The sequence below is a fragment of the Azospirillum sp. VT-I1 genome, assembly GCF_055698305.1.
Genome location: NZ_CP168803.1, coordinates 147,160 through 168,730, shown reverse-complemented (window position 1 = coordinate 168,730; position 21,571 = coordinate 147,160). Strand labels below are relative to the sequence as shown.

At 68.9% G+C, this 21,571-nt stretch carries 21 protein-coding genes; 10 read left to right on the top strand and 11 right to left on the bottom strand.

All coding sequences use genetic code 11. The features are described 5' to 3' along the window. Positions 1-10: 10 nt before the first annotated feature. Positions 11-1,645, bottom strand: a complete 1,635-nt coding sequence (locus tag AB8P05_RS19570) for an AMP-binding protein (protein ID WP_472760521.1) — start codon at positions 1,643-1,645, stop codon at positions 11-13. A gap of 206 nt (positions 1,646-1,851) precedes the next feature. On the opposite strand from AB8P05_RS19570, the gene AB8P05_RS19565 reads away from it, so the two are divergent. The 6 genes from AB8P05_RS19565 (at position 1,852) to AB8P05_RS19540 (ending at position 7,322) form a co-directional block, all read left to right on the top strand. Continuing rightward, positions 1,852-2,595, top strand: a complete 744-nt coding sequence (locus AB8P05_RS19565; RefSeq protein ID WP_472760520.1) for an enoyl-CoA hydratase/isomerase family protein — start codon at positions 1,852-1,854, stop codon at positions 2,593-2,595. A 40-nt stretch (positions 2,596-2,635) separates the two neighbouring features. Next, a complete protein-coding gene (locus AB8P05_RS19560; protein ID WP_472760519.1) occupies positions 2,636-3,862 on the top strand; it encodes an ABC transporter substrate-binding protein in 1,227 nt (408 codons plus the stop codon). A gap of 109 nt (positions 3,863-3,971) precedes the next feature. After that, positions 3,972-4,727, top strand: coding sequence for an ABC transporter ATP-binding protein (locus AB8P05_RS19555; RefSeq protein WP_472760518.1), 756 nt, complete (start codon positions 3,972-3,974; stop codon positions 4,725-4,727). Beyond that, positions 4,720-5,442, top strand: a complete 723-nt coding sequence (locus AB8P05_RS19550; protein WP_455175231.1) for an ABC transporter ATP-binding protein — start codon at positions 4,720-4,722, stop codon at positions 5,440-5,442. The genes AB8P05_RS19555 and AB8P05_RS19550 overlap by 8 nt, the downstream gene beginning before the upstream one ends. 14 nt (positions 5,443-5,456) lie before the next feature. After that, positions 5,457-6,344 (top strand): branched-chain amino acid ABC transporter permease, encoded by an 888-nt coding sequence (locus AB8P05_RS19545; protein ID WP_472760517.1) that lies wholly within the window; start codon positions 5,457-5,459, stop codon positions 6,342-6,344. 3 nt (positions 6,345-6,347) lie between these two features. Further along, on the top strand, positions 6,348-7,322 hold the full coding sequence (locus tag AB8P05_RS19540) for a branched-chain amino acid ABC transporter permease (protein WP_472760516.1): 975 nt from the start codon (positions 6,348-6,350) through the stop codon (positions 7,320-7,322). A 38-nt stretch (positions 7,323-7,360) separates the two neighbouring features. On the opposite strand, the gene AB8P05_RS19535 is transcribed toward AB8P05_RS19540, so the two are convergent. Both AB8P05_RS19535 and AB8P05_RS19530 read right to left on the bottom strand, forming a co-directional pair. Beyond that, on the bottom strand, positions 7,361-7,651 hold the full coding sequence (locus tag AB8P05_RS19535; RefSeq protein WP_109153738.1) for a hypothetical protein: 291 nt from the start codon (positions 7,649-7,651) through the stop codon (positions 7,361-7,363). Between the two features lie 126 nt (positions 7,652-7,777). Next, positions 7,778-8,692 (bottom strand): LysR family transcriptional regulator, encoded by a 915-nt coding sequence (locus AB8P05_RS19530; RefSeq protein ID WP_472760515.1) that lies wholly within the window; start codon positions 8,690-8,692, stop codon positions 7,778-7,780. A 125-nt stretch (positions 8,693-8,817) separates the two neighbouring features. Here AB8P05_RS19530 and AB8P05_RS19525 point away from each other — a divergent pair, with 125 nt between their 5' ends. The 4 genes from AB8P05_RS19525 to AB8P05_RS19510 are packed head-to-tail and all read left to right on the top strand — an operon-like array spanning position 8,818 to position 13,227. After that, positions 8,818-9,972: a DSD1 family PLP-dependent enzyme gene (locus AB8P05_RS19525; RefSeq protein ID WP_472760514.1), complete on the top strand. Its 1,155-nt coding sequence runs from the start codon at positions 8,818-8,820 to the stop codon at positions 9,970-9,972. 2 nt (positions 9,973-9,974) lie between these two features. Continuing rightward, positions 9,975-10,424 carry a RidA family protein gene (locus tag AB8P05_RS19520; RefSeq protein ID WP_472760513.1) on the top strand — a complete coding sequence of 150 codons (450 nt, stop codon included), beginning with the start codon at positions 9,975-9,977 and terminating at the stop codon, positions 10,422-10,424. A 35-nt stretch (positions 10,425-10,459) separates the two neighbouring features. After that, entirely contained in the window at positions 10,460-11,737 is a 1,278-nt protein-coding gene (locus AB8P05_RS19515) for an NAD(P)/FAD-dependent oxidoreductase (RefSeq protein ID WP_472760512.1), read from the top strand. A gap of 53 nt (positions 11,738-11,790) precedes the next feature. Further along, complete coding sequence (locus AB8P05_RS19510) at positions 11,791-13,227, top strand: aldehyde dehydrogenase family protein (protein ID WP_472760511.1); 1,437 nt, start codon at positions 11,791-11,793, stop codon at positions 13,225-13,227. Here the strand turns inward: AB8P05_RS19510 and AB8P05_RS19505 are convergent. From AB8P05_RS19505 to AB8P05_RS19470, 8 genes are all read right to left on the bottom strand, one after another. Beyond that, complete coding sequence (locus tag AB8P05_RS19505; protein ID WP_472760510.1) at positions 13,215-13,910, bottom strand: ABC transporter ATP-binding protein; 696 nt, start codon at positions 13,908-13,910, stop codon at positions 13,215-13,217. The two genes, AB8P05_RS19510 and AB8P05_RS19505, sit on opposite strands and share 13 nt — an antisense overlap. A gap of 4 nt (positions 13,911-13,914) precedes the next feature. Next, positions 13,915-14,409, bottom strand: a complete 495-nt coding sequence (locus tag AB8P05_RS19500) for an ABC transporter permease (protein ID WP_472760509.1) — start codon at positions 14,407-14,409, stop codon at positions 13,915-13,917. 8 nt (positions 14,410-14,417) lie between these two features. Beyond that, positions 14,418-15,047 (bottom strand): ABC transporter permease, encoded by a 630-nt coding sequence (locus AB8P05_RS19495; protein WP_472760508.1) that lies wholly within the window; start codon positions 15,045-15,047, stop codon positions 14,418-14,420. After that, on the bottom strand, positions 15,044-16,126 hold the full coding sequence (locus AB8P05_RS19490) for an efflux RND transporter periplasmic adaptor subunit (protein WP_472760507.1): 1,083 nt from the start codon (positions 16,124-16,126) through the stop codon (positions 15,044-15,046). The genes AB8P05_RS19495 and AB8P05_RS19490 overlap by 4 nt, the downstream gene beginning before the upstream one ends. Positions 16,127-16,445: 319 nt before the next feature. Continuing rightward, entirely contained in the window at positions 16,446-17,369 is a 924-nt protein-coding gene (locus tag AB8P05_RS19485; RefSeq protein ID WP_472760506.1) for a ParB/RepB/Spo0J family partition protein, read from the bottom strand. Continuing rightward, positions 17,362-18,381, bottom strand: coding sequence for an AAA family ATPase (locus AB8P05_RS19480; RefSeq protein ID WP_472760505.1), 1,020 nt, complete (start codon positions 18,379-18,381; stop codon positions 17,362-17,364). Before AB8P05_RS19480 ends, AB8P05_RS19485 begins: the two co-directional genes overlap by 8 nt. Positions 18,382-18,601: 220 nt before the next feature. Continuing rightward, positions 18,602-20,335 (bottom strand): class I SAM-dependent DNA methyltransferase, encoded by a 1,734-nt coding sequence (locus tag AB8P05_RS19475; protein ID WP_472760504.1) that lies wholly within the window; start codon positions 20,333-20,335, stop codon positions 18,602-18,604. A gap of 38 nt (positions 20,336-20,373) precedes the next feature. Further along, a complete protein-coding gene (locus tag AB8P05_RS19470) occupies positions 20,374-21,570 on the bottom strand; it encodes a porin (RefSeq protein ID WP_472760503.1) in 1,197 nt (398 codons plus the stop codon). Between the last annotated feature and the right edge of the window lies 1 nt (position 21,571).

Below are 21,571 nucleotides of genomic sequence, written 5' to 3'. Positions count from 1 at the left end.
CGACCGCCCCTCAGCCGAGCCTTTCGCGCTTGAGGCGGATGCCCGCGGCCTCGCGGTCCCAGCAATCCTCCGTCAGGCCGTCGGCGCGCAGCATGTGCTTCTGGAGCTTGCCGCTGGCCGTCTTGGGCAGTTCCTCCACCACGCGGACATAGCGCGGGACCATGTAGTGCGCCACCCTCGCGGCGAGGAAGCCAACCAGCTCGGCCGGGTCGATCGCGGCGCCGGGGATTGGGGCGACGACCGCCAGCACCTCGTCCTCGCCGACGTCGCTGGGCACGGCGACGGTCACCGCCTCGCGTACCGCCGGATGGGCGCAGATCTCCGCCTCCAATTCGAAAGAGGAGATGTTCTCGCCGCGGCGGCGGATGACGTCCTTCAGGCGGTCGACGAAGAAGAAGCGCCCGTCAGCCTCCATGCGGAAGGCGTCGCCGGTGTGGAACCAGCCGTTGCGCATGGACGCCAGCGTCGCCTCCGGATTGCGGTAATAGCCGGAGCCGAGCGCCCAGGGCCGGTGCGAGCGGATGATCAGCTCGCCGACCGTGCCCGGCGGCAGCTCGGCGTCGTTGCCGTCGACCACGCGCAGCTCGAAGCAGGGGCGCGCGCGGCCGCACAGGCCCGGGACCATCCCATCCGGTCCGGCGGTGCGCGGTCCGGCGGTCAGGGGGCTGGCGATCTCGGTCATGTTGTAGACGGTGTGGAGTTCGACACCGAAGCGCTCGCCGAACCGGGGCGCGTCCTCGCCGAAGGGAACGATGAAGACCTTCTTGAGAGTATGGTCGCGGTCCCGCGCGTCCGGCGGCGCCTTCAGTAGGAAGTTCGCCATGATGCCCAGAAGCAGGACCACCGTGCTGCCGGTGTCGCGGATCGAGTCCCAGAAGTCCGGCGTCCGGAATTCCGGAACCATCGCCATCGACCCGCCCTTGCCCAGCATGCAATAGACGTAAAGCGTGCTGCCGCAATGGAAAATTGGGCCGCAGATCATGCAGCGGTCGTCCGCCGTGATGCTGTCGAAGGCGTCCGGCCCCATCGTGTAGATCTGCACGTAGGAGGTCACGACCCCCTTGGCCGCGCCGGTGGTTCCCGACGAATACATGATCGCGTGGGGGTCCCAGGGCTGGATCGGCCGGTCGAGCGGCAGGCTGATGTCGGCATCGGCCGGCGCATCCACCAGCGGTGCGACGGTCACGCCGGGCAGCTCGGGCGGGTCCGCATCCGCCGTGCCGACGGTCAGGATCCTGGCCAGCGGTCCGCGCCCGATCTCCGCCAAGCGGCCGATCAGGGCGGCGTGGGCAATCAGGACCGTGGCGCCGGCATTGTCCAGCATATGCTCCAGCGGGCGGCCGCGGCTTGCCGTGTTGAGCGGCACATAGACCGCGCCGAGATAGTTGATGGCGAACCACGCGGTCAGAAGGTCCGGCCCGTTTCCCATCCAGCACAGCACATGGTCGCCCTGGCGCACACCCTGCGCCCGCAGGGCGGCGGCGCGGCGGCGGACACGCTCCAGCGTCTCCCGGTAGCTCCAGCTCTCGCCCCGCCAGAAGGCGACGAACACCGCGTCGGGCTGCCGCGCGGCCTGCGCCTCCAGAAGATTGCGCAGCACGCACTCGTCCGCCGTGGGGATCCGCGCCCAATCATCGCCGTGCATCGCCGAAAACCCTCCCTGTTCTTTCCAAACCCTGTCCGGACCACGGGCCTCGCGCCCGTGCCGGCTGCTGCCGTTCGTATGTTTGCACTGCCAATCAAAAGATTGCAACATACTCAGTAGAATGTTAGGGAGTGGGCACCGGCAAGAACGGCACGCCGCGCCGGCGGAGCCATGGTCGGGCCATGGTCGGGGAGGAAAAAAGCGGAATGAGCCTTGTTTCGATCGAGCATGCCGACGGAGTGGCGCTGGTCCGCTACGACCGCGGCGGGCGGGCCAACGCCTTGAGCGCGGCGGCGATGGAGAAGCTGACCGACGTCGCCCACCGCCTGCGCGCCGACACCGGCGTCCGGGCGGTGGTGCTGACCGGAACCGGCACGGTGTTCTCCGGCGGCATCGACCTGTCCGATCCGCTGCTCTGGCCTACCGGCACGGATGTGTTGGAGCAGCACGCCGCGGTCGAGCGCGGACGCGCCCTGTGCGACGCCTGGGCGGCACTTCCCCAACTCACCATCGCCGCCGTCGAGGGACCGGCGGTCGGCGGCGGCGGCGTGCTGGCGCTGGCACTGGATCTGCGGGTCTTCGGGCGGAGCGCGCATCTTCGGCTGCCGGAGGCCCGGCTCGGCTTCAACCTCGCCTGGGGCGGACTGCCGCGTCTGGTCTCGCTGGTTGGTCCGGCGCGGGCCAAGCGGCTGCTGTTCACCGACCTGCGGGTCGATCCGGCGCTGGCGCTCGATTGGGGTCTGGCCGACCTCGTCGCGGAGGACGGCGCCGCGGTCGACGAAAGCATGCGGCTGGCGGGCGAGGCGGCGGCGGTCCCGCCGCTGGCCCTGCGCATGACCAAGCGCGCCATCGACGCCCAGGCCGACCAGACGCGGCTGGCCCATGGCGACAGCGACCAGTTCCTGCTCGGCCGCATGCTGCGCGACGCCGCGGCGGCAGCCAAGGCCTGAGACGACTTTTCAAATCAATCAGAATAGGGAGGACAAACGGATGACCACGCTCAAGACCGCTCTGCTCGCGGGTATGGCCGCCTTCGCCTTCACCGGCGTCTTGGCCGGCACGGCGCAGGCGCAGATCTCCGACAATGTGGTGAAGATCGCCGTGCTCGACGACATGACCGGCATCTATGCCGACCTTGCCGGGCGCGGCTCGGTGGTCGCAGCGCAGATGGCGGTGGAGGATTTCGGCGGCAAGGTCAAGGGCGCGCCGGTCCAGGTCGTCTTCGCCGACCACCAGAACAAGGCCGACATCGCCGCCAGCGTCTCCCGCCAGTGGATCGACCGCGAACAGGTCGACGTGATCGTCGATGTCGGAAATTCCGCCGCCGCACTCGCGGTGCAGGAGGTGACGCGCGAGACCGGGCGGGTTCACCTGAACTCCACCGCCGGCACCACCGAGCTGACCAACGAGAAATGCTCCCCCACCGGCGTCCACTGGACCTACGACACCTACGCGCTCGCCAACGGCGCCGGCCGCGCCCTGACCCAGCAGGGCAACAAGTCCTGGTTCTTCATCACCGCCGACTACACCTTCGGCCGCAGCCTTGAAACCAACACCTCGAACGCGGTGAAGAAGGCCGGTGGCGAGGTGCTGGGCACGGTCCGGGCGCCGGTGGCGACGCCGGACTTCTCGTCCTTCCTGCTCCAGGCGCAGGCATCGGGCGCGCAGGTGGTGGCGCTCGCCAACGCCGGCGGCGACTTCGTCAATGCGGTGAAGCAGGCCAACGAGTTCGGCCTGACCCAGGGCGGCCAGAAGATGGTCGGCATGCTGGTCTTCCTGACCGACATCGACAGCCTCGGCCTCGACGTCACCAAGGGGATGATCATCACCACCGGCTGGTACTGGGACACCGACGAGCGGACGCGGGAGTTCGCCAAGCGCTTCGGCCAGCGCCACGAGGGCAGGATGCCGACCATGGTGCAGGCCGGCGTCTATTCGGCGGTGCTGAACTACCTGAAGGCCATCGACGCCAGCGGCACCGACAAGGGCCTGACCGTGGTCAACCAGCTGAAGACCATGCCCATCGAGGACATGTTCGCCCGCAACGGCAAGGTCCGCGCCGACGGCCGCATGGTCCACGACATGCACCTCGTCGAGGTGAAGAGCCCGCAAGAGTCCAAGGGACGCTGGGACTATTACAAGATCCTCAGCACCATCCCCGGCAACGACGCCTTCCTGCCGCTGTCCGAAAGCAAGTGCCCCCTCGTCAAGGGCTGACGGGCGGGACCAATGGGGCGCACCGGCCGGCGGTTCCGTCTGGAATCGCCGGCCGGCTGCACAGCAGACCACTGCACGGCCGACGACTGGCAAGGGGATCGCATCGCCGATGACCGACGACATCATCCTGGAAGCGCGCAACCTGACGAAGGAGTTCAAGGGCTTCGTGGCGGTGAAGGAGGTGAACCTCCAGGTTCGCCGCGGCACCATCCACGCGCTGATCGGCCCGAACGGCGCCGGCAAGAGCACGGTGTTCAACCTGCTGACCAAGTTCCTGACGCCCACGCGCGGCCAGATCCTCTACAAGGGCCGGGACATCACCCGCACCAAGCCGGCCGACATCGCGCTGATGGGGCTGGTCCGCTCCTTCCAGATCTCGGCGGTCTTCCCGCATCTCAGCGTGCTGGAGAATGTCCGGGTGGCGCTGCAGCGCCCGCTCGGCACCAGCTTCCACTTCTGGAAGTCCGAATCGACGCTCTACGACCTGCATGACCGGGCGCTGGAGCTGATCGAGGCGGTCAACCTCTCCCCCTGGGCCAACCATCTGGCCGCCGAGCTGCCCTATGGCCGCAAGCGCGCGCTGGAGATCGCCACCACGCTCGCGCTCGACCCGGAGGTCATGCTGCTGGACGAGCCGCTGGCCGGCATGGGCCATGAGGACATCGAGGGCACCGCCGCCCTCATCAAGCGCGTCGCCGCCGACCGCACCGTGCTGATGGTGGAGCATAACCTGTCGGTCGTCGCCCACCTGTCGGACACCATCACCGTGCTCCGCCGCGGCGAGATCCTGGCGGAGGGACCCTACGAGGTCGTCTCCAAGAACCCGCAGGTGATGGAAGCTTATATGGGGACCGGACATGCCTGACGGGATGCAGACGAAGACTGCGATGCTGGAGATCGCCGACCTGCACGGCTTCTACGGCGAAAGCCATGTGCTGCACGGCGTCAACCTGGAGGTGCGGCAGGGCGAGGTGGTGACGCTGCTGGGCCGCAACGGCGCCGGCAAGACCTCGACCATGCGCGCGATCATGGGGATCATGGGCAAGCGCACCGGCTCCATCCGCTTCCAGGGGCAGGAGCTGATCGGCATGGCCCAGCACCGCATCCCGCGGCTCGGCATCGGCTATGTGCCGGAGGAGCGCGGCATCTTCTCCAGCCTCAGCGTGGACGAGAACCTGACGCTGCCGCCGGTGGTGAAGGACGGCGGGATGACGATCCCGCAGATCTACGACCTGTTCCCCAACCTGAAGGGGCGCGGCTCGACCCAGGGCACGCGCCTGTCGGGCGGCGAGCAGCAGATGCTGGCGATCGCCCGCATCCTGCGCACCGGCGCCACCATGATCCTGCTGGACGAGCCGACCGAGGGTCTCGCCCCGGTCATCATCGAGCAGATCGGTGTCGCGGTGCGGGCGCTGAAGGCGCGCGGCTTCACCATCGTGCTGGTGGAACAGAACTTCCGCTTCGCCGCCACCATCGCCGACCGCCATTACGTGATGGAGGAGGGCCATGTGGTGGACATGATCCCCAACGACCAGCTCAACGCCAACATGGACAAGCTCCACACCTATCTCGGCGTGTGAGCGGGAGGACAATCATGTTCCAACTCCTCGGTGTCCCGCCCCAAGTCCTGTTCGGGCAGCTTCTGCTCGGCCTGATCAATGGTTCCTTCTATGCGCTGCTCAGCCTCGGGCTGGCGGTGATCTTCGGCATGTTGAACGTCATCAACTTCGCCCACGGCGCGCTCTACATGGTCGGCGCCTTCGTGGCGTGGCTGCTGCTGACCTCTCTCGGGCTCGGCTACTGGTGGGCGCTGGTGCTGGCGCCGCTGGCGGTCGGCCTGCTGGGCATCGCGCTGGAAAAGTCGATGCTGTCGCGGCTGTACAAGCTGGACCATCTCTACGGCCTGCTGCTGACCTTCGGCCTCGCCCTGATCCTGGAAGGCGCCTTCCGCCACCAGTACGGCGTGTCGGGCCAGCCCTATCCCATCCCCGACGCGCTGAAGGGCGGGCAGAATCTGGGCTTCATGTTCCTGCCGAACTATCGCGCCTGGGTGGTCGTCGCCTCCCTCACCATCTGCTTCGGCACCTGGTACGCCATCGAGCGGACCAAGCTGGGCGCCTATCTGCGCGCGGCGACCGAGAACCCGACGCTGGTCCAGGCCTTCGGCATCAACGTGCCGGTGATGGTGTCGCTGACCTACGGCTTCGGCGTGGCGCTGGCCGGGCTGGCCGGCGTGCTGGCGGCGCCGATCTATCAGGTGTCGCCGCTGATGGGCTCCAACCTCATCATCATCGTCTTCGCCGTGGTGGTGATCGGCGGCATGGGATCGATCCTGGGCGCCATCGTCACCGGGCTCGGGCTGGGGCTGCTGGAAGGGCTGACCAAGGTCTTCTATCCGGAGGCGTCCAACATCGTCGTGTTCGTCGTGATGGCGATCGTTCTTCTCATCAAGCCCGCGGGCCTCTTCGGACGGGAGCGCTGATCCATGACCGTCGCCAGCAACTCCACCACCATCGCCATGCGCGGGTCCTCCCGCGGCACCGGCACCGTCCTGATCGCCGGTGCCCTGCTGCTGATCGCCGTCGCCGCCCCCTTCGTGCTGTATCCCGTCTTCCTGATGAAGGTGCTGTGCTTCGCGCTGTTCGCCTGCGCCTTCAACCTGCTGATCGGCTATGCCGGGCTGCTCAGCTTCGGCCATGCCGCCTTCTTCGGCGGGGCGGCCTACATCTCCGCCCACACGGTGAAGGTCTGGGGCTGGGCGCCGGAGTTCGGGCTGCTCGCCGCCACCGCGGTGGCGGGAGCGATGGGGCTGGTCTTCGGCCTGATCGCCATCCGCCGTCAGGGCATCTATTTCGCCATGATCACGCTGGCGCTGAGCCAGATGATCTTCTTCCTGGCGCTGCAGCTTCCCTTCACCCATGGCGAGGACGGCATCCAGGGCGTGCCGCGCGGCACCCTGTTCGGGCTGTTCGACCTGAACCAGCCGCTGACCATGTACTACACCGTGCTGGCGATCTTCGTCGGCGGCTTCGCCCTGATCTGGCGCACCGTGCATTCGCCCTTCGGGCAGGTTCTGAAGGCGATCCGCGAGAACGAGCCGCGCGCGGTGTCGCTCGGCTACCGCACCGACCGCTACAAGCTGGTCGCCTTCGTGCTGTCGGCCTCGCTGGCCGGGCTTGCCGGCGGAACCAAGGCCATCGTGTTCCAACTCGCCTCGCTGACCGACGTGACGTGGCTGATGTCGGGCGAGGTGGTGCTGATGACGCTGCTGGGCGGCATGGGCACGCTGCTGGGGCCGGTGGTCGGCGCGGCGCTGGTCGTCACGCTGGAGAGCTATCTGGCGGCGACCAGCCTGCCGGTGCCGGTCGTCATCGGCTGCATCTTCGTCGTCTGCGTCCTGGTCTTCCGCCGCGGCATCGTCGGCGAGCTGTTGCACCGGCTCCAAGGCCGGGTGAAATGACCGGCGGATGCGCCGGTGGGCGGGTTTACCACACCGCCTCAGGCCGGGATCCGCTGCCAGCCCAGGCGTTTGTAGCGCGCCTCCAGGATGGTCGGCGTCGCGCAGGCGTAGCCGAACCAGAGCCCCAGGAGCATGAGGATCCCGGTGGGCCAAAGCAGCAGGGCGATGACTGTCAGCACGGCGTGGATCGCGGCGTGGATCCATTCGCCCTTGGCGGCGAAATAGAACGGACCGCCCAGGAACGCCCAGACCCCTGCCCTGTTGGACACCGCTTCCGTCTGGCCGGTCGCAGGGTTCTGGAAAATCATGGCCGATGACGGCGGTGCCATGCTCGTCTCCTTGGGTTGCCGGTCTCACTTTCGACGACAACACCGGCACCCGTCGCCTCCGCCGCGCGGCTTTCCCGCATGGTGGACAATCCGGCCGCCGGACGACAGCCCTACACGGATGGCGGTTCAGCGTGCCGGGCTTCGCCAGGGGAGCGGGGTCAGCGCCTCCCGCATCATCTCCAGGAACACCGTGGCCCTTCGGCTGCGGCCATGACGGGCGTTCAGCAGGGCAACGACGTCCGCGGCCGGACAAGCCCAGTCCGGCAGGATCCGGACCAGCCGCCCGGCGGCAAGATCGCCCGCCACGTCCCACTCCGACCGGACGATGACGCCCAGCCCTGAAAGTCCCCAGGCGCGCAGGATGGAGCCGTCGTTGGTGGACATCGCGGGCTTGATGCGGACGGTCGTGGCCCCCTGCGCTGCATGGGAAAAGCGCCACAGCGTCACGTCCTCGTCATTCTCCCGCAACGCGAGGCAGCGGTGATGCCGGAGATCCTCCGGATTGCCGATGGCCGGATGCCGCTCCAGATAAGCCGGCGAGGCGCAGGCCACCCGTGCATTCGGCGCGAGCGTCGTGACCAGCCGTTCGGCCGAATTGAGGGCGCCGATATGGATCACGACGTCCCAGCTGTCGGAGGTCAGCACGCTGGGATGGTCCAACAACTCCAGGGCAACGGTGGCCTCCGGATGCCGCCGCGCGAAGTCCGCGGCGACCGGCGCGACATGCTCCCGCCCGAAGCCATAGGGCGCCGCGATCCGCAGCCTGCCGCGGACACGGGTCGTCCGCCGGCCCAGCGACTCCGCCAGCCCTTCGATCGCCTCGATGATCGCAGCGCCTTCGGCGACCAGCAGCTCTCCCTCGTCGGTGAGGGCCAGTCCGCGGGTCGTACGGTCCATCAGGCGGACGCCGACGCGCTGCTCCAGTGCCTTCAGCCGCTGCGTGACGGCCGGCGGTGTGACGTTCAGCTTGCGTGCGGCGTCGGCAAGCGACGGGGAACCGGAAAGGACGCCGAAAAAGACAAGATCATCGCTCGTCAGCATTAAGGTCTACCTTAATGAAGCCTGCATGTATCGTTAATTGCATGCTACCCGACATCCCCTAGAATGCAAGGACCGTCACGGCGGTTGAGCCGTGGCACGGACCTTAGCGCTTGCTGGATGGAACGATGCGAACCGCCTCCAAAGCTCCAAGCCTGCAGGACGTCGGCACGCCCTGCCTCCTTCTCGACCGGGACCGCATGGACCGCAATGTCGGCCGCCTCCGTGACCGGCTCGACCGGCTGGGCGTGGAACTGAGGCCGCATCTGAAGACGGCCAAGTCGGTCGATGCCGCGCAACGGGTGATGACCTCCCCGTCCGGTCCCGCGACCGTTTCCACCCTGAAGGAGGCGGAGCAGTTCGCCGGTGCCGGCGTCACGGACCTGATCTATGCGGTCGGCATTTCCCCGGACAAGATCGGTCGCATCCTCGCGCTTCGAGCCGGCGGGGTCGATCTGGCCGTCACGCTCGATACGGTGGAGCAGGCGCAGGCGGTGGCCGAGGCGTCCTGCCAGGCCGGAGACCCGATCCCCGCCCTCATCGAGATCGACTGCGACGGCCACCGCTCCGGCGTGCTGCCCGGCGACGGCGCGACGCTGGTCGCCATCGCCCGGGCCTTGGATGAGGGCGGCCGTCTGCGCGGGGTCCTGACCCATGCGGGGGCGAGCTATGGCGCGGTCGGCGAGGACGCGTTGCGCGCCTGCGCCGAGGCCGAGCGCGCGGGCGCGGTGCAGGCCGCCACCCTTCTGCGCGACGCCGGCTTCGCCTGTCCGGTGGTCAGCGTCGGATCGACGCCCACCGCGCATTTCGCGGAAAGGCTGGACGGCGTGACGGAGGTGCGCGCCGGCGTCTTCGTCTTCTTCGACCTCGTCATGGCGGGAATCGGTGTCTGCGGGATCGACGACATCGCGCTGTCCGTGCTTGCGACGGTGATCGGCCATCAGCGGGACAAGGGCTGGATCCTGGTCGATGCCGGCTGGATGGCGATGTCCCGCGACCGCGGGACGGCCAGGCAGAGGATCGACCAGGGCTATGGCCTCGTCTGCGATGTCGGCGGCAAGCCGTTCGGCGACCTGATCCTGTCCGACGCCAACCAGGAGCATGGGATCATCACCGTGCGTCCGGGGTCGGATGCCCGCCTGCCCGACCTGCCGATCGGCACGCGCGTGCGCATCCTTCCCAACCACGCCTGCGCCACGGGTGCGCAGCACGGGGCCTATCAGGTGGTGCGGAGCGGCAGCGACGAGATCGAGGCCGTCTGGCCCCGTTTCGGAGGATGGTGACGATGGCGGACGGAATCGCAGGGAACTTGGACGTGGCGGCGATATCCACCGACGGCGCGGCACCGCCCGGCGGCCATTATTCCCAGGGCGTCCGGCATGGCGACCTGATCTATGTATCGGGCCAGCTGCCCGTCGCCCCCGACGGCACCCACCATGCGGATGCGGACTTCGACCGGCAGGCCCGGCTGGCGATCGGCAACATGATCGCGGTGGTGGAGGCGGCGGGCGGCACGGCCGCAACCTTGCTGAAGGTGACCGTCTACCTCGTCGGCGTCGCGAACTGGCCGCGCTTCAACGCGATCTATGCGGAGATGCTGGGGGATGCCCGGCCGGCGCGGTCGGTGGTGCCGGTGCCTGAACTCCATTACGGCTATCTGGTGGAGATCGACGCCGTCGCGGTTCGTGCCCCCGGCGCGGCGCCCGCCGGCGACCGGGCCGGAGCGCATCCATGACCTTGCCGGCCAATCCTTCGGTTGAGGCGAATGCGATGAAACTGACCCCTTACTGGCTCGACACCGCGCCCAGGTTCCTCGATCTCCACCATGGTCCCGTCGAGGGCGACCATGACGTGGCGGTCGTCGGCGGCGGCTTCACCGGACTGTCCGCCGCGCTCGCCCTGGCGAAGAAGGGCGCGCGGGTCGTCCTGCTGGAAGCCGGACAGCTGGGCGGCTGCGCGTCCGGGCGCAACGGCGGCATGTGCAACAACGGCTTCGCCGGCGACTATGCCGCGATGGTCGGCCGGCTGGGCGCCGACGCCGCCATGCGGCTCTACCGGAGCTACGACGCCGCGGTCGACACGGTGGAGCGCATCGTCCGCGAGGAAAGCATCGACTGCGACTTCAAGCGCGTCGGCAAGCTGAAGGTGGCGGCGAAGCCGGCGCATTACGACAAGCTCGCCCGCTCGCAGGAGCTGATGGCCCGGGGCGCCGACCCCGACAGCTTCATGGTCTCGAAGCAGGACCTCAAGGGCGAGCTGGGCAGCGACCGCTACTTCGGCGGCCTGATCTTTCCCAAGAGTGCCGCCATGCATATGGGCAAGTTCGCCCATGGTCTGGCGACGGCCGCCGGGCGCCAGGGCGTCCGGCTGCATGAGAACGCGCCGGTCATCGGCATGAAGCGGCTGAACGGATATGCGCACCGGCTTTCCACGCCGTCCGGTTCGGTCACCGCCAAGCAGGTGCTGCTGGCGACCGGCACCTCGGCGGTCGGTCCCCTTTCCTATTTCCGCCGCCGCATCGTTCCGGTCGGCGCCTTCCTGATCGCGACGGAGCCCCTGTCGCCCGCCCGCCTGGACGCCCTGCTGCCGCATCGCCGCAACGTGACGGACACCAGGAACTTCGTCTGCTATTTCCGCATCACGCCGGACAACCGGCTTCTGTTCGGCGGTCGGGCGCGCTTCGCCAAATCCAATCCCCGTTCCGACGCCAGGAGCGGCTCGATCCTCCGGCGGTCGATGATCGAGATCTTTCCCGATCTGGCCGACGCGAGGATCGATTACTGCTGGGGCGGCATGGTGGACATGACGGCGGACCGCCTGCCGCGGGCGGGCGAACGGGACGGCCTGTTCTATTCCATGGGCTACAGCGGCCACGGCACGCAGATGTCGACCCATATGGGCCGGATCATGGCCGAGGTCATGGACGGGAACGCCGCCGCCAATCCATTGCGCGATTTCGACTGGCCGGCCATCCCGGGCCATTTCGGCCCCACCTGGTTCCTGCCCTTCGTCGGCGCCTATTACAAGTTGCAGGACATTCTGCACTGACCGCCGGGCCGAACGGCGGATCGGTCCGCAACGGCCGCAAGAGGAGAACGACGATGGAGCCGGAGGACGCGCGGCACTTCTACATCGACGGACGATGGGTCGCCCCGTCCTCCGACGCCACCATCGCGGTGGTCGATCCGAGCACCGAAGCGGTCATCGGCTCCATCGCGGCGGGCACGGCCGGTGATGTCGACGAGGCCGTCACCGCAGCCCGCAGGGCCTTCGCGACCTTCTCCGCGATGCCGGTGGAGGAACGGCAGGCCCTGCTGCAGCGGATCGCCGATCTGATGGAGACGCGCGCCGAGGAGCTGGCCTTCGCCATGACGGCGGAGATGGGGACCGCCATCGGCTTCGCCCGCGCAGCACAGGTGCCGCTGGCCATCGCGCACCTGCGGGCGATGGTGGAGGTTCTGGGCGGCTACGACTTCCTCGTCCGGAAGGGAACGACGGCGATCCTGCGCGAACCGGTCGGCGTCTGCGGCCTGATAACGCCCTGGAACTGGCCGCTCTACCAGATCACCGCCAAGCTGGCGCCGGCGCTGGCCGCCGGTTGCACCGTCGTGCTGAAGCCCAGCGAACTCTCGCCGCTGAGCGCGCTGCTGTTCGCCCGGATCATGCACGATGCCGGGACGCCGCCGGGCGTCTTCAATCTGGTCAACGGCACCGGCGGGGAGGTGGGGGCCGCCATCGCCGCCCATCCCGGCATCGACATGGTGTCCATCACCGGATCGGTGCGCGCCGGGGTGCTGGTGGCGCAGGCCGCCGCCGTCACGGTCAAGCGCGTCGTCCAGGAACTGGGCGGCAAGTCGCCCAACATCCTGCTGCCGGACGCGGATTTCGCGAAGGCCGTGCCGCTGGGCATCGCCTCCGCCTTCCGCAACGTCGGGCAATCCTGCAGCGCGCCGACGCGGATGATCGTCCCGGCCGACAGGCTGGAGGAGGTGGAGGCGTTGGCCCGCCGGCATGTCGAAACCATCGTCGTCGGGGACCCCCGCGACCCGCGGACCACCCTCGGCCCGATCGCCAACGGGGCGCAGTTCGACCGCGTGCAGCGGATGATCGCCGCCGGCATCGCCGAGGGAGCGCAACTGCTCTGCGGCGGGCCTGGCAAGCCCGCGGGGCTGGATATCGGCCATTTCGTGAAGCCTACGATCTTTTCCGGCGTGACCGGCGGCATGCGCATCGCGCAGGAGGAAATCTTCGGCCCGGTGCTCTGCATCATGCCCTATGCGACCGAGGAGGAGGCCGTAGAGATCGCCAACGACACGGTGTTCGGGCTGGGCGGCCATGTCCAGTCGTCCGACCTGGAACGCGCCCGTCGGGTCGCATCCCGGATCCGGTCCGGACAGGTCCACATCAACCATCCCGCCTGGGATGCCCATGCGCCCTTCGGAGGCTACAAGCAGTCCGGCAACGGACGGGAGTACGGCGTCTTCGGGCTGGAAGAGTGCCTCGAAACCAAGGCCATCCTGGGCTATTACCCGTCCTGACCGGCTTCGACCGTCCCGTCGCGCAGCGACACCGCGTGGTCGAAACGGCCGAAGATCGTCTCGTCATGCGTGACCACCAGCACCGCGGCTTGCTGTTCGATGGCCAGCCGGCGGAGCAGGTCCATCACCATGCCGGCCCGTCCGGAATCGAGCGCCGCCGTCGGCTCGTCGGCCAGGATGATGCGCGGCCGGTTGGCGAGCGCGCGGGCGATGGCCACCCGCTGCGCCTCTCCGCCGGACAGCCGGGACGGCAGCGACGCGCGGCGGTGCCCGACCTCCAGATAGTCGAGCAGCGCCCGTGCCCGCCGCCGCGCTTCCCCGCCGGAAACACCGGCCAGACCGAGGGCCACGGCGACATTCTCCTCGGCGGTGAGGAACGGCAGTAGGTTGTGGAACTGGAAGATGAAGCCGATCTTCTCCAGGCGAAGCCGGCGCAGGTCGGATTTCAGCCAGCGGCCGTCATAGACCGTCTCACCATCCAGATCCATGCGGCCGCGCGTCGGCTCGACGATGCAGCCGATCAGGTTCAGGAGCGTCGTCTTGCCGGACCCGCTGGGACCGAGCAGCCCGACCACCTGCCCCGGATAGACCCGCAGATCCGTGTCCTTCAGCGCATGCACGGCGGTCTCGCCGCTGCCGTAGGTCTTGGCGATTCCCCGAAGCTCGACGAGCGGCACCGACATCGCCTCACCCTCCGAGCGCGGTCGCGGGATCGACCTTGAGCGCAAGCCGGACGCCGAGCCCGCTCGCCACCACGCAGAGGACCAGCACCGCCGCTCCCAGCATCAGCGCATCGTCGGGCAGCAGCAGCAGGCGGCGCGGGAAATGGTCCTTGGCAAGCAGGATCAGCAGCGTGCCGGCGCTCCAGCCGATCGCCCCCATGGCAAGCGCCTGCTGCAGGATCAGGGCGACGATGGTGCGGTCGGGCGCGCCGATCAGCTTCAGCGTGGCGATGGCCTTCACCTTGTCCATGGTCATCGTGTAGAGGATCAGCGCGATCACCACCGCCGACACCGCCATCAGGATCGCCGTGAACAGGCCGATCTGCCGGCGCGCCTTTTCGACCACCGACTTCAGCAGCAGTCCCTCCTGTTCCGCTTGCGTGAGTGCGGCGACATGTTTCCATCGCGCCGCCTCGGCCGCCACCCGTGCGGCGGGCACGCCGGGCATCACGCGCGCCACCACCGCATTCACCGTGTCGAGGCCCCCGGCCGCCCGCCGCGGGCCAACTCGCGGCGGGCGGCGGCCGGATCCAGCTCGAACTGCAGGCGCTGGCTGTCGCGCAGGGTCAGGTGGACGACCGGATCGCCGCCGGACGCGACGATGCCGTCGGTCAGGCCGACCACCTCGTAGACGTCCCGCCCCAGCCGCAGGCGCTCGCCGATCTCCAGCCCGGCGCGGCGGTCGGCCAGCATCTCGTAATGGCTGCGGGTGATCGGCCGGCCGGCGGCGAGGCGCCCCGGCTCGCCGGGCCGGCCCGGTTCGTAGCCGACGACATAGAGGCGCAAGATCTGCCCGCGGTGCGCCGTTTCCACCGATTGGAAGGTCAGCGAGCCGGCCGCGGCCACCCCGGCCAGCCGGGCCACCGCGTCACGGTGGTCGCCGGGGATGCGCGACGCCTCCGCGAAGGGGCCGCGGGTGCCGGATTCGACGATCCACAGATCGGCCCCGGGCGAGCGCGCCAGCGTCAGCGCCTCGTCCACCAGCCCGCGGTAGATGCCGATCATCGACAGCACGACCCCCAGCAGCAGGCTGAGCCCCAGGCAGGTCAGCAGGAAGCGGCCGAGATTGTGGCGGACATCGCGCAGCGCGAGGTTCATGGCGTCGTCTCCTGCGGTTCGGCGCGCCGGCCCTCGCGCAGGCCGGACGCCGGGGCGACGACCGGCCGCGCGCCGTCGGGCAGGCCGCCGGTCACCTCCAGCCGGCCGTCCAGCGTGCGCCGGCCGAAGCCCAGCTTGCGGCGGGCGAGCCGGCCGTCCTCGACGGTCCACACCATGCCGCTGCGCCCGTCGAACCGCTCGACCGCCGCCTGCGGCACCAGCACGGCGCGCGGCAGGGAAGCGACGGCGATGGTCGCCTCCAGCTGCTCGGCGAGGTGGAGGCGGGACGGGCAGTCCCCGCATTTCAGGTAGACCTTCCGCTCTTCGGTGACGCGGTCGCTTTCCAGGTCGATGCGGACCACGCGCGCCGCGAAGCTCCGGCCGGGCAGTGAGCGCAGCCGCACCGCCGCCGCCTGCCCCTCCGTCAGGCCGCCGGCCGATGCCTCGTCGATGTGGACCAGCGCCCAGATGCTGTCGGGAGCGATCAGGGTGAACAACGGTTCGCCGGGATTGACGGCGGCACCCAGCTCCTTGTGGCGGGCGATCACCAGCGCCTCGAACGGCGCGGTCAGGGTGTAACGGTCGAGCCGCGCGGATTCATAGCGCAGCCGCGCTTCGGCGTCGGCCACCGTGGCGTCGGCCAGCGCGAGGTCGGATCGGGCCAGCGCCAGCTCCGCTTCGGCGACGCGCAGGTCGGCGGCACTGTCCTGCGCCACCTCGACCGACACGCTGCCCCTGGACAACAGCTCCTGCCGCCGTCCGGCGGCCTGCCTGCGCTTGTCAAGCAGCGAGGTCGCCTTGAGGATCGCGGCCTCCGCCTTGGCGCGCGCCGCGCGGGCCTGCCCCAGTGCGGCCTGCGCTTCGGCGACGCGTGCGTCCTGCTGGCGGGTGTCAAGCCGGGCGAGGACGGCGCCCTGCGGCACGTGGTCTTCGTGATCGGCGAACAGCTCCGTCACCGTGCCGGCGACCTCCAGCCCGACCGCCGAGCGCACACGCGCCTCCACCGTGCCGATGCCGTAGACCTCGATGGCGACGTCATGCTGGACCGCCGCAACCACGACGGCGACAGGGCGGAACAAGGCCGCCCACCCTCCAGCGGCGAGGGCACCGGCGGCCAGCATCAGAACAAGACCCAAGCGCCACCGACGCATAAACGGATTTCCCCGGCAATTCCCCCAGGGGACGCATGGTACCCTTTGGCCCCGATCGGTCGGTGAGACAGTCACAGACCGGGTTGGGGCGAAACGCCGCATGCCGCCGCGATCATGCCGGCGCCGGCCGCCGGGGAAGGGGGCCGCTTGGACCAGCGGGGCTGTTCGATGGGAACGGTTCCCCAAGCAGGGGGCGGCGGATGGGCCGTCCAATGGGAACGGTTCCCATCGGACGGACTCCCAGCTCTTACTTCCGCTGTTCCAGCAGGGTGTCGATCAGTGACCGCATCCGCTTCAGGCGCTCCCAATCCTCGTCGGTCAGCGGCCGCGGCCGCTCCACCATCGCGCCGATGGTCTCCTGCGCCCGGCTGAGCACGCGGTACACCCGCTGAGGCAGGGCGCTCAGCGCCATCTCCGGGGATTTTTCGGCCGGCTTGTGCGAGGGGCGCTCGCCGTCCTCGCCAGCAGCCTTCGGGGTCGACGGCTCCCCGCCCGCGTCGGGGTTTCCGACGGCGGCGCCGCTCTTCCACTGATCCCACATGGCGAGGGCGGAGGCTTTCGACGCGGCCCGGGTGAGGGTGAGGAGAAAGCGGAGCGTCGGCTCATGCTCCGCATATTCCTTGCGGATCAGTTCCGGCAGGGACTGCAGACGGAGCAGCTTGGAGATCATGCTGCGGTCCTTGCCGACGATGCCGGCAAGCGCCTCGTCCGTGTAGCCGTGGCGCTCCTTCAGCCCCTGCAGGGCATCGGACTGCTCGAACGGAGACAGGTCGACGCGCTGGACATTCTCGACCAGCGCCACCTCAAGCGGGTCGCCGGCGGTCAGCACCGCGGTGATCGTCGGCCAGCCGAGCGCCCGGGCGGCTCTCCAGCGCCGCTCGCCCCACACCAGGAGATATTCGCCGTTGGCCTGCTGCTGCACGCCGATCGGCTGCTTCAGCCCATGCTTGGCGAGCGAGGCTGCCAGAGAGGCCAGATCCTCTTCCCGGAAGATCTTGCGCGGCTGATCGGGATTGGTGACGACCAGCCCGATGTCGCAGGCGAAGGGCCTCTCGAAGGGCACCGCCTTGCCGGTCAGCGCGTTGCTGTCGAGCCGCACCGGGTTGGCGCTGGTCTGGTCGCTGCTTTTGGCGATGAGCCCCATGTTGGAGCGCGGAATGCCCTTAGCCATGCGCCGTCACTCCATGGCCGGCCGAAACCACGCGGCGGTCGCGCTCCCCGATCAGGGTCTGCACCACCATGTCGAAGGTGCCGATGCCGGGGGCCTTGGCGTTGAAGGCGACCAGCGCGTCGCCGCCGGCCGAGGATTGCGGGTAGAGCGTGGTGTTGGGGATCGGCGGGAAGATGTGAACCTCCTGCCCATAGGTGTCGTGCATGTCCTTCAGGGTGGCCTGGTCCTGGGTCGTGCGGCCGGAATAGAAGGTCGGCACGATGCCGAGCAGCGAAAGGGTGGGGTTGCCGCGTTCGCGCACGAAGTCGATCTGCTTGCGCAGCGTGCCCATGCCCATGAAGGCGAGGGGCTGCGTCTGGCAGGGGATCAGGACGGTGTCGCTGGCCACCAGGGCGTTGGTCACCAGATGCCCCAGCGTGGGCGGGCAGTCGATCAGAATGAAATCGACGCTGCGCCGCAGCTCGGCGAGACGGCTGCGCAAGGTGTTGTGCGAAAACTGCTGGGCGGCGAGTTCGGTCTCGCTCTCGGCCAGCTTGAGCGAGGATGGCAGGACCCGCAGGCGCGGGTTGCGCGTCTCCACCAGACACTCCTCGGCCTTCGCGGCCCCCTTGAGGACGTAGTAGAGCGTCTTCTCGGCTTCCTCGCAGGCGACGACGTCCACGCTGAGATGGATGCCGGCGTTGGCCTGGGGGTCGGAGTCCACCAGCACGACGGAATAGCCGCGGTCGGCCAGCATGCGTCCGACATTGACGCAGCCGGTGGTCTTGCCCACGCCTCCCTTCTGGTTCGCCAGCGATACGACGAGCGCCGGGCCCGGCTTCTCGACGGGAAGCACCGGGTGCTTGCGGACGAAGGCGACGACGGCCTGCGGAATACGCTCGCCCCCATTCTCCCAGCGCGAGATGCGCTGCCGGTCGTAGGAGCGGTCCAGCCCCTCGTTCAGGAAGGCCGCGAAGTCCTCCCGCGACTGCCCGCGAGCCTCGCGGTAGGCCTTCAACTGCTCGCCGAGCATCCGCCCCTCCCCAACCAATCGAGTTCAGCGTTCCACGGATAGGGTGAGACACTCACCCTGTCAATGTGGATCGGATGGGCTGACCCTGCCTCCGATAGCGTCTCGCCCGGACCGTCGTCATTTCGGTCACACCCGGCAGGCCCCCTCCGGTCGTGGCCGCAGATCCCGCGTCAGGCCGCCATGGCGACGCGGGCCTGGATGGTCGTGTGCAGCCGGTCCGTCAGGCCGCCGGGAATGACATAGGCGAAATGGCGCTGCCGCCGGTCCAGACCGGGGGCCGGCTGCGGGGGCGGAGGCGCCTTTCCGGCGCCCGGCCGGCACCGCCCTCCAGACTGAAATGCAGCTGGTGCGGCGGAAAGTGGAAGCGGAGCTGGCGCGGTTCGTCCTGGCCCGCGGCGCGCCGGAGGTTGAGGGCGAGCAGGCGGCGCAGCACCTCCTCGTCGTCCAGATCGGCCGGCCAGCCATAGGCGTCGGCCACGGCGGCGTCGAGGTCGCGCTGTGCGTCGCGCAGCCAGTCCGGCGGGTCGTTGTACAGGTTGGTCAGCGTGCGTTTCTTCAGAAGGGCGGCGGCCCCCGCATCGCGCGGCACCATGCGGGCGGGAAGGTCCGGCATCACCTCCGCCACCCGCTTCACGAGGTCGGGCGGGTTTAGCCACGCCTCCCGCAGCCGGTTCAGCCGCTTCGCCGCCTCGGCGATGGCTTGCGCACGTGGATCGTCGGCATAGTCGGAGGCAGGACGGTCGGGCGTCAGCCCGGCGGGGAAGGGGAAGGTTTCGAAACCCGTGCTCGGCGTGTACTGCGGATCGTTTCCGACACCGTGGCGGCTGTCCGGCATCACGGACGACGGAAGCCAAACGAAAACCCGGTGGCGCGCGACCCTGGGCGTTGCGATGCATCGGGACTGTCGGTGCAGTGCCTCCCTCATGTCCGCTCCGCTCCGCCCGAGACGCCACCAATTCTGCCGACGCGAGGCATCCCGGTTTCTTTCGCGAACAGGCTTGACGTGCAGCTTCAGGTGATCGAACGGTCCTTCGTACAAGCAGGCTTGGCGTTCTGTCATTTCGGCAAAGTCGATGATCCATGTGTCGGACGGGCGGCGCATCACGTCCATGCCGTTGACCAAAGGACGCAGGACATCGGCATTGGGACGACCATGCGGATTGCCGGAAGCCATCAGCCAGCGGCGGGCCACGCAACCGTCCACGTCGAACGCACCGACTTTGACCGGGCCTTGGAAGCTGATTCGCTTATTGGAGTTCAGCCGCTTCGCCATGGTCAAATCCACCCCGCCTCCGGTCAGGTCGGCAAAGATCTCCGTCACCTCGCGGCCGTCCAGGCGCGGGGTCCCGTCCGTGTCCTTCGGTCCGAAGCAGACCAGCGAGACGCGGACTGCGGCGCCGTCCAGGTCCCAGGGTTCGTCGGACCAGGCTTCGAAGATGCGGCCGGTCTGGCGGATGCGGTCGAGCACCGCGCGGTTGGCGCCGCCCCGGATGGAGTTCGTGGCCACCAGCCCGGCGCGTTTCGCCGTGCCGCCGGCGATCATGGCGCGCGCCTTCTCGAACCAGTAGCAGACGAGGTCGGCGGCGTCGGGCACCCGGCCGGCATAGACCGAGCGGATGCGCATCGTTTCGGCTTCGCCCAGCACCCGCAGCATCGCCTTGTTGCCGAGGAAGGGCGGGTTGCCGACGATCGCGTCTGCCGGCGGCCAGGGCGTTTCTCCGCTGTCCTCCGACACCAGGGCATTGCCGTGCTCCACCGTCTTCAGGGGTTTCAGCACCGGGTCCCTGGGCGGGGCAAGGCCATGGCGGTGCCGCCACTGGATCTCGCCGATCCACACCGACACGCGGGCCAGTTCCAGCGCCAGCGGGTTGACCTCGATCCCCCGCACCGCCTCCGGCCCGATCAGGGTGGCGACCACGATCCGCCGGTGCGTATCGATGCACCGGCGGACCACGCGCTTTCCGATTTCCGTCCGCTTGGACGGACCGCGCCTCAGAATGCCAGGACGGAGCGCGCCAGGACGACGTTCGCCTTGTCGTTCAGGGTGCTGACCTCGCCCTTGGTGTCGACATAGTCGTACTGGGCCTGCAGGGTCAGGCCCGGCGCGACGGTGTAGCCGACGCCGACCTCGTAGACGTTGACATGGCGGCTGCCCGGCGTGTCGGTGCGTCCGGCATCCGCGCCGAACTTGTAGGCGGCGCCGACGACCAGCGGGCCGGAGGTGTACTGGGCGCCGGCCGTCCAGTTGCGCTGCGCTTCGGTGGCCGGCCGTCCGGCGGCGGCGGAGAAGGACTGGCGTTCACCCGACCGGTTGAAGTCGGTGTAGCTGCCGCCGACGGAGAAGCCGGCATAGCCGATGATGAGGCCGGCCTGCCAGCCGGTCAGGTCGTTGTAGGCGATCCCCGGCGCGCCGGCGACCGCGCTGCCGCCCATGTAGCCGGCGCTGGCCTTGATCGAGACACCGCCGAAGCTGTTGTTGTAGTTGGCTCCGACTTCCCAGATGTTCTCGAAGATGCCGGTTCCCATGATGTTGGCCGAGCTGTCCGCCGTGAACTGCGACCGGTTGACGTCGGTGTTGCTGCTGTCGTTGCGCGGGGTATAGCTGCCGCCCAGCTGCAGGCCGGCGAAGCGCGGTGAGTAATAGACGATCTTCGTCGAATTGGCGTCGACGGCCAGGGCCGGATAGACGATGGTGTTGCGAGTGGTCTGGGCGGCGCCGAACGCCAGCGAGCCGGTCGTCGTGCCGTTGATGGTGTTGTTCGGGCCGACCCAGAAGACGGGCTGCTCGACGAAGGCCGACACATAGTCGGACGGCGCGGAGATGTAGGTCTCGTCGCTGAAGGAGTTGGCGACGCCGGCGCGAACCGTGCCGAAGGAGCCCTGCACGAAGACGAAGGCGCGGTCGGCGTCCGTGTTGCGGGCATTGCCGGCGCCGGCATTGGCGCGCATGCGGATGCGGGCGCCATATTCAAGGCCGTTGTCGGCCTTGGCGGTCGGGATGATGTTCACGCGCAGGCGGTTGCGGAACTCGGTCGACCGGGTGTTCGCATCCAGGTCCTGGCTCACGTAGCCGGCTTCGAAATAGGCATCGCCGCTGACCTTCACGTCGAACTTGGCCTGGGCATTGGCGGCGCCGGCACCGGTTGCGAGAGTGACCGCGGCGCAGCCCGCCAGCAGATAACGATTCACA

Excerpts from the sequence above, each read along its gene's own strand:
- AB8P05_RS19495 (WP_472760508.1), bottom strand. The coding sequence starts at position 15,047 with ATGAACCTCGCGCTGCGCGATGTCCGCCACAATCTCGGCCGCTTCCTG.
- AB8P05_RS19540 (WP_472760516.1), top strand. The coding sequence starts at position 6,348 with ATGACCGTCGCCAGCAACTCCACCACCATCGCCATGCGCGGGTCCTCC.
- AB8P05_RS19565 (WP_472760520.1), top strand. The coding sequence starts at position 1,852 with ATGAGCCTTGTTTCGATCGAGCATGCCGACGGAGTGGCGCTGGTCCGC.
- AB8P05_RS19545 (WP_472760517.1), top strand. The coding sequence starts at position 5,457 with ATGTTCCAACTCCTCGGTGTCCCGCCCCAAGTCCTGTTCGGGCAGCTT.
- AB8P05_RS19510 (WP_472760511.1), top strand. The coding sequence starts at position 11,791 with ATGGAGCCGGAGGACGCGCGGCACTTCTACATCGACGGACGATGGGTC.
- AB8P05_RS19560 (WP_472760519.1), top strand. The coding sequence starts at position 2,636 with ATGACCACGCTCAAGACCGCTCTGCTCGCGGGTATGGCCGCCTTCGCC.
- AB8P05_RS19570 (WP_472760521.1), bottom strand. The coding sequence starts at position 1,645 with ATGCACGGCGATGATTGGGCGCGGATCCCCACGGCGGACGAGTGCGTG.
- AB8P05_RS19480 (WP_472760505.1), bottom strand. The coding sequence starts at position 18,381 with ATGCTCGGCGAGCAGTTGAAGGCCTACCGCGAGGCTCGCGGGCAGTCG.
- AB8P05_RS19505 (WP_472760510.1), bottom strand. The coding sequence starts at position 13,910 with ATGTCGGTGCCGCTCGTCGAGCTTCGGGGAATCGCCAAGACCTACGGC.
- AB8P05_RS19535 (WP_109153738.1), bottom strand. The coding sequence starts at position 7,651 with ATGGCACCGCCGTCATCGGCCATGATTTTCCAGAACCCTGCGACCGGC.
- AB8P05_RS19555 (WP_472760518.1), top strand. The coding sequence starts at position 3,972 with ATGACCGACGACATCATCCTGGAAGCGCGCAACCTGACGAAGGAGTTC.
- AB8P05_RS19530 (WP_472760515.1), bottom strand. The coding sequence starts at position 8,692 with ATGCTGACGAGCGATGATCTTGTCTTTTTCGGCGTCCTTTCCGGTTCC.
- AB8P05_RS19525 (WP_472760514.1), top strand. The coding sequence starts at position 8,818 with ATGCGAACCGCCTCCAAAGCTCCAAGCCTGCAGGACGTCGGCACGCCC.
- AB8P05_RS19515 (WP_472760512.1), top strand. The coding sequence starts at position 10,460 with ATGAAACTGACCCCTTACTGGCTCGACACCGCGCCCAGGTTCCTCGAT.
- AB8P05_RS19485 (WP_472760506.1), bottom strand. The coding sequence starts at position 17,369 with ATGGCTAAGGGCATTCCGCGCTCCAACATGGGGCTCATCGCCAAAAGC.
- AB8P05_RS19520 (WP_472760513.1), top strand. The coding sequence starts at position 9,975 with ATGGCGGACGGAATCGCAGGGAACTTGGACGTGGCGGCGATATCCACC.
- AB8P05_RS19550 (WP_455175231.1), top strand. The coding sequence starts at position 4,720 with ATGCCTGACGGGATGCAGACGAAGACTGCGATGCTGGAGATCGCCGAC.